Here is a 12,764-nt window from a genome sequence, read left to right on the forward strand (position 1 = left end):
AACGCCTAAAAATGCCAGTCTAGCGCCAAGCTAACATGGCGACCAAATATGGGTCTGGCATAAAAATACTCACTGTCACGCTGATTGAGATCATCTCTAGGATTACCTTCGGTCAGGCCCAGAGTATTGGTGAGATTTTTGGCCGCAAGAGACAGTTTTAGTGCAGGCATCAATTGCCAACTGACCCCCACATCCAGTTTCTGATAGGCCGCTAAAGCAAAATCATTGGCCACATCAGAATAGCGGTGGCCGACATAAGACCAGACTGCATAGGCTTCTATTTCGTCCCAACGATACCGGGGAATAAAACGCAGTTGTAGTGCCGGGGTGCGGGTTACCTGGTTACCGTTATATCTGTGTTCCGGTAATATCTGTGGAATACCATCAAAGCGAGCTTGCTGCCAGACTCCCAGTAGATCCACCTGCCAGGCACTACTCGCCCGATAGCCCAGCTCAAACTCCAGTCCATGGGTACGGGTGTCGATCATCACTGTCTGCTGTTCGTGTTCAACTCCCCGATAAACAGTGAAATTCAGCGGATTAAATCGGGTTTGAAACAAGGTTGCCGCGAGGCTCCAACGAGCATCCGCCATTCGCACGCCCCATTCAACAAACTGCAGCTTGATCGGCCGACCAAATCCCAGCCCTTCGGGTATGCTCGACTCATAATCTCCCCACCCCAGTTGATTACCAAAGCTCAACAACCTGGGCATTTCAAACGCGCTGGCCAGGCGAATAAAGGTAGCTGACCAGTCCGACAATTTATGGTTAACCCCCAAACTCCAGGCACTGCGTTGATACTCAGCCTGACGAGAAAACTGATGGCCACTGACATAACGCGATAGCTTCCCAGAGGGTAAATCAAACACCTTATCGGTATAGGCATCGGCTTCCAATGAAAGCCATTCATGCCTTGCCCCTAAGTCCCACACCCAATCTTCGTGCCACTGGTATTCTAGGTTGGCGTACACAGAATGCGATGTCAGTTTTCCTTTTCCCTGCAGATAAGCCGGGCCCGCATAATCCCAGAGCCCCTGTGCCGTAAAACTGGCCTGTGGGGCACCATCGGCATCAACGGCAACAATATCCAGTCGCCGTGGACGGTGACGAACATCGGTCAGGACTTTGCCCTGCCACTGGTCCAGGGGTAAGGCGTCAAAACGACTCTGAGCGAATATATGTCCCGCCGTCAGGCTATGGTCTTGCCATTGATAGTCCAGGCTCGCATGGTTTAGCCATTGACGGGCGTCGTACTGGGAATACAACGGATAGGAAAATGTCACTAAACCGTTTGCATTTATCAACGCCGGATTTTCCACCCATTCATGGCTGGCAACATAGCGATAGGCTACCCCCGTAGCCTGTGGCACCGTCGCCAGAAAGCGTTGCAACTCAGGAGAGTCCAATAGTGTCTCTGCATTGAGTAAAGTATCGTTACCCAGATTCATGACCGTATACAAACTGTTATACAGATCAGCAAAGCGCAGCCGGTTATTCACCGTCAGTCCGCCAGACAGTGCACGCTCATAATACACCCCCACACTATTCATCTTGGTAAGCTGACCATCGGCCAGGTCATGACTGACAGTCCCTGCGGGGGTCTCAAAACGCAAATGCCGCAGGTCGTCACTAAGCATGGTTGAATGGGTGGCGTCTATACCCTCTACACCAACTGGAGAATCAAAGTTCTGCATAGGGAGGGGGGCAAAAAAGCTGGTATTGTCATTCAAGTGTTTAAATACCAGTTCCAGGCTTTGAACGTCTTGTAACAGGCTCAACCTGGCGCTGACTTGTCCGCCCCTATCGGTATCAAAGCCTGGATCTCGCACCCCTTGAGCCACTCGATAAAAGCCCCCCACAGCGTAGTGCCAGTCGCCGTCCAATGGGCCATCAAATCGAAGATCAAGACGCGAGTAACCGTGGTCCAATCCCTGTCGAAAGACCAGATTTCCGGCATGGTTCGAACCACCACGAACACCCAGTAGATTGACCATAGCTGCCGGGCCGTTGAGGGTGAAAATACCACTGCTCCCCCCTCGAATGGTTTCCACTCCTTGGGTCATCAAATCCTGGCGAACAAAAAAATCAGACCAAACCCCGTCATAGACCACAGGCAAGCCATCTTCCATCAGGCTGATAAAGCGAAACCCTTCCCCACCCCGAAGTCCTCTGGGTGCCACATTATTGTTGGCCTCGCCACCAGAGTCTTCAACCCAGAACCCTGTCGTTTGCTGCAACAGTTCCGCCGTGCTGGCCGGCGCCAGCAACTGTAATGTGTCACGGGACAAATAAGTTACTGACAGTGAAGAGTCCAGCACAGAGCGGCGCTGTGCGTTTTGTCCGGTTACCAATATATGGTTCCAGCTTTGTTGAGTGTCCACCGCCGGTATTGATTCGTCGGCAAACACCAGAATATTGCCTTGCGAGATTTCAAACCGCAGGCCGCTGTCAGTCAGCAGCCGTTCCAGTATGGTTTGAACTGTGTAATGACCTTGAATAGACGGGCTATGCCCGAGAGGTAAGGATGGCGCAATACTGACTTGCAGATCGGCCTGCTCGGCCAGACGCATAAGAGTTTGCGGTAATGTATCAGCCGGCAGATCAAAATACAGCGTCTGTGCAAAGGCCTGCCAGGATTTTGCCAAGAGTACGCCAGCAACTATCCATGCAACCCGTAACCTGTTTTTTGGCTTACCTAAGTCCCTCATCGTCCGCGCAACACGGCGCCATCCTATTTAACAACTGATAAACAGTATTTTTACCATATTGGCTAACCGGAATCACGGCACAGGCTCGGTCAAGACCACAGTATCTGCACTTTGCTGCAAACTCAGTGGGTAAATTTTCGGCAAGCTTTGTAACCAAGTGTCAATACCATCACTTTTGATACTGCCGGTGTAGGAATAAGCGGCAACTTTAGGGCTGTTGATATAAAGCGTCAGATGGCTGTAGCGCTGAACATCATAGATCACATCTGCCAGGGGCGTGTTGATGTAACGAAGGCGTCCGGTGAGCCACTCAGACGAGAGCGCTTTATCTGCTATCTCTGACAAACGTCCATCCTGTTCAATGGACACCTGTTGACCGGCCGTCAGTAAAGCCGGCTGCGTGGGTTGCGCCGTCCCTTCCACCGACACCTTGCCTTCCAGCACACTCACCTCGATTGCCTGGCGGGCAACCTTCACATCAAAAACGGTCCCCAGGGCCATAGCCTGATGCCCACGATGGGTCACGATAAAAGGCCGCCCGGCATCTTTTGCCACATCAAAACGTGCTTCGCCGCTTAGCAGTTCAATTAGCCGTTGTTGGGTATCAATATGTACCACCATTTCACTGCGCGCGCCCAACTGCACCCAACTGCCGTCGTCGAGTTGTACCCGCTTTAGCTGCCCGGTGTCAGTGGAAAAACGTACGCTATCGGCTTGCTGGTGAACAACTTCCGGTGTCTGGTGAACCGGTCTTGGGCCATTAAACACAGTGAGCCCAACGGCTAAAGCCAGCCCCGCAGCCAATCCGAACCCCATTATCCAGCCGCGCCTTTTGACGGGTTTGGCGGTTTCTTGTAACGGCACAACGGTGGTTTTCTGTTCAACAGCCTGTGGTGATGGAAGCTGCTGCGCCAATTGCCAGAGCGCCTGCATTTTATCAAATGCCTGCTGATGCAAAGAGGATGACCGATACCAAAGCTCAAATGCCTCACGGACCTCTGCACTGTCATGCTCTTCCAGTCGTAGCAACCAGTCAGCAGCCTCATCCGCCACCTTGTCCTTGTGCAACTTCATCTCATTCATTGGTGCCTTTTCCTGCCTGTCATAACTGGTCCTGAAGCTTGTCGTAACAATAACGCACAGCCTGCAGCACATACTTTCTCACCATACTGGACGACACGCCAAGCTGGCTCGCAATCACGTCGTAATCTAATCCTTTCACCTTATATAGCAAAAATGCCTGACGACACTTTGGTTGCAAATCATCAAGTAAACTTGATAGCTGCCCCAGCAATTGCTGATGGTGACTGGACTGTTCTGGGGAATCGACAGGGCTCGCATGTTCAAGCACCTCCCCTGCCGGTTCCTGACATTCAGGACTGCGGGCAGCCCGTCGCAGTTTGTCGATAGCCAGATTTGTGGCAATCTTATACAAATAAGCGCGAATGTAGCTTTGTACTTTAATATCATCCAGCCCAAGTAACTTCACAAAGGCTTCCTGCACTACCTCTTCTGCTTCTCGCAGCGGCAGTCCTTTGGCCACAATATGTCGCACAAGCTGCTGGTGATGACGCTTGTAAAGACGACTGACTTCCTCATTGTGGCTGATATTGGTTGAGGGTGAAGGGCCGTTTGCTCTCATACGCCATTCCCTGATGTCACCCATCCACTACAACACATACGGCTCTCTTTTTTTCTAATACCGGTAAAGACTATAACGAAGCAGTAAGCCAATTTGGGAATCACCGACAGCAATTTTTCTAAAAAATGTCAGCCGCTTAACAGTTGGGTGTTAAACGGCTGACTAGAGGGCAACAGATTGTGCAGCTTTTACGCCACTACCATATTTGTAATTCGTCGATGTAAAGGGGCAATAAGGGAATCTGAGGGTCGTGAGAGTCTTGTCTGTTCTCGGCAAACACGCGGACAAATCTCCCCTGCCGGACAGGAAAAGTCAGGGTTAGTACCGGCCCCTGAATTTGCGCTTCATTCAGGTGCGCAACTTCTTGCCATTGCTGCCCAGTCTCGGACACGTACACCTTAACCCGCCTGGGAGGATGCAGTTGCCTATGCATACCGGCATCAACCCCCAGTACCACTTTGCTAAGCGCAGCAGAGGTTTGCAGATCCACAGTGACATCCAGATCAACCCCATACAACACTGTAAAGTCATTCACGTCATAAAACTGATCCACCGCCAGCACACCGTCCAGCAAGCGCTTTTCACTGCCCTCAGCCGGTGCATGCTTGAACTTATACGACTTACCCACGCCCTTATGCGGTGCCAGACTAAGTTGCAGGTTTCCCAGTAAACTGCGCTGGGAATCAACCCAGCTACTGGCCCGCACTGTAGTCGGCGTCTGAATCAACAAGGGTGCTTGGTAACGCGGTGCATTGATGGTTACCGGCTCTCCGTCCAGCGTGAAATGGATAGGTAACCCCGCAATGTCTGTATCCAGCGTTACTTTCAGCTCGTTTTCAGCACTGTTCTCAACACGAATCTGTGGGTAATAAGCACTTAAGGAAGGGTTAAGGCCCATGCTTTGGTAGCGTTTCAACAAAGCTGGCAAGCGATGACTGAAAGAAGACCAGTCGCGGGCGTCAATGGGAGACCACAATACCTCAGCCAGGGCGGCTAATCGCGGTAACACCATGTACTCAGCATGCCTTGGTGTTTTCACATACTCGGTCCACAGTGCCCCCTGAGCGCCGAGAATACGGGCCTGTTCCTGCGTGGTTAAACTCTGCGGCAGTGGGTCGTAGTCATACACCTGTTTGAGTCTGGTTAAGCCATGGATGGCTTTGGGTTCATCCAGCGAGCGCGATTGGTAGGCGTCAAAGTACAACCACTGGTAAGGACTCATTATCACATTGTGTCCCAATCTGGCCGCTTCGATGCCCCCTTCTTCACCTCGCCAGGACATAATGTTTGCCTGTTTGGCTGCGCCACCTTCAAGGATTTCATCCCAGCCGACCGGGGTTTTGCCAAGATCCGTCACAATGTCGGCCACCCGCTTGATAAAGTAGCTTTGCACCTGCTCCGGGCTCTCCAGCCCCTGTTCTTGCATCAGCCTGGCAACCTGCTCACTAGCCAACCATTGCTCCTTTAACACCTCGTCACCGCCGATATGAATACGGCTAGCCGGGAACAGCTCGGCGACTTCCTGATAAACCTGGCGCAGAAAATCAAAGCTTTTCTCGGTGGGACAGAGCACCTGCTCAAAAATGCCAAATTGTCCCGTCACCTCAACCGGCTGGCCATGACAGGAGAGCTCCGGATAGGCCGCTACAATAGCCGTGCTGTGCCCCGGAATATCAATCTCGGGGATCACTTCCACATGACGAGCTGCCGCGTAAGCCACCAGTTCACGAACTTGCGCCTGAGTATAAAAACCGCTAACAGGTTTATCGTCAAACAGTGGCTGATAATCGTAGGTATGTCCCACCACCGTATGGTGGCGCGAAGCACCTACCTGGGTCAGTTTAGGAAAGGCTTTGATTTCAATACGCCAGCCCTGATCATCGGTCAGATGCCATTGAAAGCGATTGAGTTTATGCAGTGCTAACCAGTCGATATAACGTTTCACAAAAGCGATATCGAAAAAGTGTCGACTCACATCCAAATGCATACCACGATAAGCAAAACGCGGTGCATCCTTAATTTGCACGGCAGGCACCACCCAGGCGGCACGATTAATGGGCTGCTGGCTTTCCAGCTCTGCGGGCATAAGTTGTCGCAAGGTCTGCATAGCGTAAAACAGTCCCGCACGGCTGTTCGCCGTCAGGGTAATCTGTTTTTGAGTAACACTAAGTTGGTAAGACTCATCTTTGGCATCCCCGGGCGTTTGCACAAAGGCAATAGTATTGGTGCTTTGCCCTTCGCCGAGCGGCAAAAGATACCCCGTTGTGGGTTGCAGCCAGGTTGAGAAAAGCCTCGCCACCTCTTCTGCCTGAGCACTGTTGTAGGTCAGGCGGGTTTGCGCATTGACCTCAAACTGACCGTTTTGCCAGACCAAAGACCGGGGCTTGGGAATTAAATCAACGGATGAATCAGCCAGTGCCGGTGTGCCTAACATCAACCAGCAAAATCCAAGCTGTAGGATTTTAGTTATAGAGCGCACTGTCTCTTACTCCTTTAAAAAAAGCGGCGCTACAGCGCCGCTATCCGTGGTTTAAAAATCAAAGGTAACCGATGCAGTGAAGGTACGTCCCAGGATAGGTCTGGCATAATAAAACTCGTAGCCTGCCTGCTGGTCATTGATGGCCCGAGGATTGCCCTCGGTCAGACCGATCTCATCGGTCAGGTTCGTGCCCTTAATATGCAACCGGATATTGTCTGCCAGGTGATAATTCACCCCCGCATCCCAAGTGGTATAGGCAGGAAGTTCAAAACGGTTTTCACCATCCGAGTAACGATCGCCTAGGTGATGCATGGTCAGATACACATCCCCCTTGTCAAAGTAATAGGTCGGGGTAATACGCAGTTGCAGCTTGGGGGTGCGTTTTACCTGCTTACCTTCCCAGTGACTAAACTCCCCCTCAAAACCTTCCATTTCGGGCTTTTGATAAACCCCGGCAATGTCTATACGCAAATCTTCATGCAATTCCCAAACAGCCTCAAACTCTACGCCGTCAGTTACTGTGTCTATGGTCTGATTTGCTACATCGCCATTACTGCCAGTGAAGTTACGTTCGGTCAGGTCATTAAACTTAGTTCTGAACAAAGTGGCAGAGGCGCCAAATGCAGTACCGGCATAACGAATACCTAACTCTCCAAATGTCAGCTTAACGGTATCGTTAAAGGTGGCATCGTCTCCGGCATGAATGGTTTGGCCGTGACTCAGCAGACGAGGCATTTCAAACGCGTCGGCATAGCGGCCAAACACCGCAACATCATCGTTGAATGTGTAATTGAAACCCACTGTCCACGCCGTTTCAGTTTCGGTTTTACCTTTGCTGTAGAAGGTAGTCGACGGCATATCGGTATAATTGTTCGCCAGGTTGTTATCTACATCATTGCCATTGGCATCAAAGGCGCCATCAACCGGCTGGGCAAACAAGGTACCGGAACCCGTGCTGTCCAGCGTCAGGCGTTCAATCCGGATACCAGCATCAAGACGCAGATTGTCGGTCGCCTGAAACTCTTCGTTGATATAAAAAGAATGAGACTTGGAGGTACCAAATGCGGTGGATTGCCCCCACCCTGGTGCATAGCCGGTAGAGCCGTTGTCGGTCAACTGCCCCACCACATTGTTACTGGCGTCCAGCGCAACGATGTCCAAGCGACGGGCGTTATCTCTGACCTCAGTGAGGAAGAATGACTCCCATTTATCCACCGGCAAATCATCAGCATCAAGGTGCGCATAGAGCCAGCCCATGGTCAGACTGTGGCGGGCATTTTCATAGGTAAAGTTCAGCTTGTTGATCCACTGGTCGCCTTCAAAGCGTGAAAACAAAGGGTAAGTGGTGGTGACCAGGCCATTTCCATTCATGTTCGATGGATCATCCACCAATTGGTTGGAGCCGACGTAGCGATAACCGGCTCGCACCGCGCCCTGGTCGGCAAACTGCGACAGCATATTGGTAACATCGGTCTGACCCAGACGGGTATTGGCATCCATTAAGGTGGAATTATCAAAGTTGAGCAGAATGTACATATCGTTCTCAAACTTTGAATAGCGTCCGGCAGCGGTCATATACCAGTTGTCAGACAAATCCCAATCCAGATTAAAACCTGCGGTGGTGAACTTGGTGTGCTGGCCATCTTCCAAATCCCGCTCCAGATAGCTGCCGTCGGATTTTAGGAAGCGCAGCACTTGCTGATCCTTACCCAGCAATGTGCCATGACGAGGATCTACCCCAGGGATCCCCTTGGGATTGCTCTGATCCTGAAGAGGAATGGGCACATAAAACGTCGTGTGGTCGTCCAGGTGTTTCGCCGACAAGGTCAACTGACCACGTTCAAACTCCCTGATCAGATTAAATCGAACCTGGCCGCCTTTATCGGCGGTAAACTGCGTGTCACGTACACCGTCTGACTGACGATAGAAACCGCCCACCGACATTTTCCACTCGTCGTTAATTGGCGTGCCGTAATACCAGTCGGCGCGGTACATACCGTAGTCGGCGGTCGACAACTTCAGCAGAGTTTCGGCCTGCTCACCGGGCTTACGGGTAATAAAGTTAACCAATGCGGCCGGGCCGTTGGTGGTTAACAGCCCACTGGTACCACCGCGAACCGCTTCCATATGCTCTATGGTAATATCCTGGCGCTGGAAAAAGTCCACCCAGACACCGTCATAGACAACAGGCAGGCCATCTTCCTGCACACCAATGTAGCGAAAGCCTTCACCACCTCGAAGGCCGCGAGGGGCCACGTTGTTATTGGTTTCACCACCAGAATCTTCTACCCAAAAACCAGGGATCACTTCCAGCAAATCCGCCGTCCCTAGTGGTTGCTCACGCTCCAACTGCTCGGCATTTAACGTAGTGATGGAAACGGACGACTCCAGTTTGGTTTGTCCACGGCCGGTGGCACCAGTCACGATAATGCGTTCCAAATCCAACAGACTGGATTGTTTCTTGGTTTCAGGCACCTCGTCCTGCTGAGCATAGGCGAGTGGACTGGCCATTAAAGACAATGCCAGTGCACTGGCAATGGGATTGAGTCGGTTAGTTTTGCGGTTCCTTTGATGCATGGTCTTCTCTCAAGGTTTATAAATTATTAGGCGAAGCGTCTTGCTCGCCGACCTTGTTAAAACGAACCAGGCCCGCAATTTGGGAATAAAATGAAATAATTTCGTTAACAACATGCTATACCGCAGACACCAATAGGTTTAGATGAAAGTAGTAAGCAAGCTGTCATAGAGATAGCCAGCGGCTTCTGGCAGAATAGTCTGGCTTCACTAGCCGACTCAACGGAATGAATCTGTAGCACAAACCATGCAAGATAATCAGTATTCCCTTTCTGCCGATCAAATTCGGGTCCTTGCCACCATTGCCGTGGTGGTGCTGCATGTGAGTGCCAGTGGCGTAAGCCGCTTTGAACTTAACAGCGGTGCCTGGTGGCTGGCGAATCTGCTGGACTCCTTCAGCCGGGTATCCATTCCGTTGTTTGTGATGTTGTCTGGAGCCTTGTTGCTGCTTCCCCCTATTGATTCGGTGGCTAACTTTTATCGCAAGCGTGTGGCCCGCATCGCCTTGCCTCTGGCACTGTGGTCGGTATTTTACAGCGGCTGGACCTTGCTAAAAGGCGAAGTAAAGCAGCAGCCAGTACCAGCAACACAACTGCTGGATAACCTGCTAAATGGGATGCCCTACTTCCATCTTTGGTACCTGTTTATGTTGGTGGGCTTATACGCTGCCACACCTATGATTCGCTGGTTGATGCTATCGCTCAAGGCCAGTTATGCACCGTCCCCCAGTTTTTATCTGGCCATAGCGGTTACCGCTTCCACTTTGTATACCTTGGGCTTTACGTGGTTTGGAGATAGCTGGCCTTGGCCCTTGTGGTTTATCGGCTATATTCCGTTATTTATGCTGGGCGCTGCCATGTGGGGGAGACCGAGCAATCAAGGGCGTTTGGCGCTGCTTGCCGCTTTTATCTTGATGGTGGTGATCATAGCCCGTCTGGCTTATACCCAACTAAGTGAATACCCCCAATTTGGCGCAATTTACAGCTATCAGTACCTGAGTCTCCCCGTGCTGGCTGCCAGCGTTTGTATCTGGTATCTACTAAAGCGACCGCATCAGAAACTCGCGCCCTACACTCGACTCCTGGCCCCCTATTGCTTTGGCATTTATCTTATTCATCCAGTATTTTTGGATGTCAGCCACATGCTACTAAGCAAAATAGCCATTGATGATATGACCAAAATGCTTGTTCAAATTCCGCTAGTGTTTGCACTGTCTCTACTGGCATGCATTTTTTATAAAGCGATTAATAGTCGTTTGCTCAAGCCGGTATTTGCCGGCTGAATCCAGTACAAACTACACTTGAGACTGACCATTAAAGTCGCACGCGCGTCCCATGTTCGAATATGCTATAAAGACCGCCCGGTAAGCATTTCAACGCGGCTCCAGGCACCTGAATATGAACAACAAAGGGCTGATACTGACGCTGCTTGGTATACTCACCAGTACAACGCTGGCGGTAGCTCAGCACCAAACTTTTGAAGTGTTGGCCGTGGAATACCCTCCCTTTACCACACCGGCACATCCCAAAGGTGGCTTGGCTTTTGAACTGCTGGAAAACGCCAATCAGGATGTAACCTGGAAACCTCTGTTTGTTCCTCCGAGACGCGCTTACGCCATCATTGATAGTGGCCACTGGTGTGCCAGTTTTTATCCGTCACACAAGCCCCAGACTCATATCAGTATTGAACTCTCGGATCAGCCAATCAAAATTGGATTGGTCAGGCAAAAACAGCCTGGCAAATTCTCCTGGGCTGACCTCAATGAATTTACAGGCAAGAGCGTGGCTTTACTGCGCACAAAAGACAGCTCTGCATTTGTGCAACAATTCCAACAAGCGGGCCTGCGACCAGTTTTTGTAGAATCTGTGCAAGCCGGCTTGCAGATGGTGCTGCTTAATAGAGTAGATATGGCAATGCTGGACGACACAAGCTTTGCCGCATTAAGCCAAAGCGACAAAGCCAAGCTACAAATATCAGCCAAGTGGCTATTGGAAACCCCTATTACGCTTTATGTGAACAGGGCATGCTTGGATGTTTTTCCCAGCATTGACTTTAAAGATAGCTAGCTCGCAGTCTCAATTAGAAAGATAACTATCAGCTCATATTTTTTTCTCGCCATTTAAGTTATATTATTTACTATCTACAAATTAATATAACAACCAATGAAAACATTAGCCCGTCCCCAATATAAAAATTAACACTAATCGTAAAAATAGAACAAATTACGCTAAGATCCCCTTCCTCCCAATATAATGGGACATGTAATCGTAGCTAGATTCTTTAGTAAAGGAAGATAAAATGAACTCAAGGTTAAGAGGTAAGCTAGCCAAAGCTTCATCAAAGATTGAAGATAAGCTTTTCCATCTAAAGCATAAAATGGAAGCAAATTCTATTCTTTCCTCAATAGAGAAAGAACGCGGAAAAACCAATCCTACCCTTATAAAAAATAGCAAAGAATATGCTGTAGAAATTCTGGGGTGGTCAGGTTATTCACCTTGGCTAGAAGTTTATAGCGCAATAGCGGGAACGTTTAAAGAAGGTTGGATTCCCGATAACTACTACAGAAAGGTTGTCATGCCTAGAGTAAAATCCGGTTATGGTGAAACATCTGTATTAAAACCCATGTCCAAACTAATATACGGTAATAGTTCAGCATTCCCGGATATAGGGTACTATGTAAATGGACTTTTTTATAATTCTGATTATCACGTAATTCATGAAGAAAGTATAAAAAAATTATTATTTGAAAAGACAGACAGGATTATATTCAAATTAGATAGTTCACTACAAGGTAAAGGTGTATTCATTTTCACAAAAGAAAATTTCGACTCTAGTGTCATTAAAAAATATGGCAATGGTGTGTTTCAGTCCTTTCTTACACAGCACTCCAAACTCTCTATGTTTGCAAAAAACTCTGTAGCTACAATTAGAGTTACCAGCATAATTAACAATGAGGGAAAGTGTGAACCCAGAGCTTGCTATTTAAGACTTGGGCAAGGGAGTGATACACATGTCCAGTCAAAGTCCCATATCCGAGTACCAGTTGATACCCTCACAGGACAGTTAGGTGATATTGCTTATACAACGAATTGGCACCAAATCAGAAAGCACCCAACATCTCTCGTCGACTTTGCAGGAAATTCCATTCCGAACTATGATGAGTGTGTAAACGTTATAAAAGAGATCCATGAGTCACTTCCATTTACAAGATGTGTAGGTTGGGATGCCTGTATCACTGATGATGGGGAAGTGAAAATAATGGAGTGGAATGGAAAGCACAACGATATTAAGTTCTCCGAAGCTACACAAGGACCAATATTTAGTGGATTGAATTGGCAAAACTTGTGGAAATCGCGATAGA

Annotated in this window: 8 protein-coding genes; 3 read left to right on the top strand and 5 right to left on the bottom strand. The window is 49.5% G+C overall.

The window, feature by feature from the left end:
- Positions 1-5: 5 nt before the first annotated feature.
- The 5 genes from IEX02_RS02350 to IEX02_RS02370 form a co-directional block, all read right to left on the bottom strand.
- Complete coding sequence (locus IEX02_RS02350) at positions 6-2,645, bottom strand: TonB-dependent receptor (RefSeq protein WP_188689729.1); 2,640 nt, start codon at positions 2,643-2,645, stop codon at positions 6-8.
- A gap of 135 nt (positions 2,646-2,780) precedes the next feature.
- The gene (locus IEX02_RS02355; RefSeq protein WP_188689732.1) at positions 2,781-3,791 is read right to left on the bottom strand and encodes a FecR family protein; all 1,011 of its coding nucleotides are present in this window, start codon (positions 3,789-3,791) and stop codon (positions 2,781-2,783) included.
- A gap of 19 nt (positions 3,792-3,810) precedes the next feature.
- Positions 3,811-4,350, bottom strand: a complete 540-nt coding sequence (locus IEX02_RS02360; RefSeq protein WP_229701996.1) for an RNA polymerase sigma factor — start codon at positions 4,348-4,350, stop codon at positions 3,811-3,813.
- 196 nt (positions 4,351-4,546) lie between these two features.
- On the bottom strand, positions 4,547-6,829 hold the full coding sequence (locus IEX02_RS02365) for a beta-N-acetylhexosaminidase (RefSeq protein WP_229701997.1): 2,283 nt from the start codon (positions 6,827-6,829) through the stop codon (positions 4,547-4,549).
- 51 nt (positions 6,830-6,880) lie between these two features.
- Positions 6,881-9,406 (bottom strand): TonB-dependent receptor, encoded by a 2,526-nt coding sequence (locus IEX02_RS02370; RefSeq protein WP_188689737.1) that lies wholly within the window; start codon positions 9,404-9,406, stop codon positions 6,881-6,883.
- Between the two features lie 244 nt (positions 9,407-9,650).
- On the opposite strand from IEX02_RS02370, the gene IEX02_RS02375 reads away from it, so the two are divergent.
- The 3 genes from IEX02_RS02375 to IEX02_RS02385 all read left to right on the top strand — a co-directional run bounded on the left by IEX02_RS02375 (position 9,651) and on the right by IEX02_RS02385 (position 12,763).
- Positions 9,651-10,685 carry an acyltransferase gene (locus IEX02_RS02375; RefSeq protein ID WP_188689740.1) on the top strand — a complete coding sequence of 345 codons (1,035 nt, stop codon included), beginning with the start codon at positions 9,651-9,653 and terminating at the stop codon, positions 10,683-10,685.
- A 115-nt stretch (positions 10,686-10,800) separates the two neighbouring features.
- Positions 10,801-11,469, top strand: coding sequence for a transporter substrate-binding domain-containing protein (locus IEX02_RS02380; RefSeq protein WP_188689743.1), 669 nt, complete (start codon positions 10,801-10,803; stop codon positions 11,467-11,469).
- A gap of 232 nt (positions 11,470-11,701) precedes the next feature.
- A complete protein-coding gene (locus IEX02_RS02385) occupies positions 11,702-12,763 on the top strand; it encodes a sugar-transfer associated ATP-grasp domain-containing protein (protein WP_188689747.1) in 1,062 nt (353 codons plus the stop codon).
- Position 12,764: the final 1 nt, after the last annotated feature.

Origin of the sequence: Bowmanella pacifica, from assembly GCF_014645355.1 — a bacterium.
Classification (GTDB): Bacteria; Pseudomonadota; Gammaproteobacteria; order Enterobacterales; family Alteromonadaceae; genus Bowmanella; species Bowmanella pacifica.

Bases quoted from the DNA above. Each gene is read 5' to 3' on its own strand.
- IEX02_RS02380 (WP_188689743.1), top strand. From the start codon at position 10,801: ATGAACAACAAAGGGCTGATACTGACGCTGCTTGGTATACTCACCAGT.
- IEX02_RS02355 (WP_188689732.1), bottom strand. From the start codon at position 3,791: ATGAATGAGATGAAGTTGCACAAGGACAAGGTGGCGGATGAGGCTGCT.
- IEX02_RS02370 (WP_188689737.1), bottom strand. From the start codon at position 9,406: ATGCATCAAAGGAACCGCAAAACTAACCGACTCAATCCCATTGCCAGT.
- IEX02_RS02375 (WP_188689740.1), top strand. From the start codon at position 9,651: ATGCAAGATAATCAGTATTCCCTTTCTGCCGATCAAATTCGGGTCCTT.
- IEX02_RS02360 (WP_229701996.1), bottom strand. From the start codon at position 4,350: ATGAGAGCAAACGGCCCTTCACCCTCAACCAATATCAGCCACAATGAG.
- IEX02_RS02385 (WP_188689747.1), top strand. From the start codon at position 11,702: ATGAACTCAAGGTTAAGAGGTAAGCTAGCCAAAGCTTCATCAAAGATT.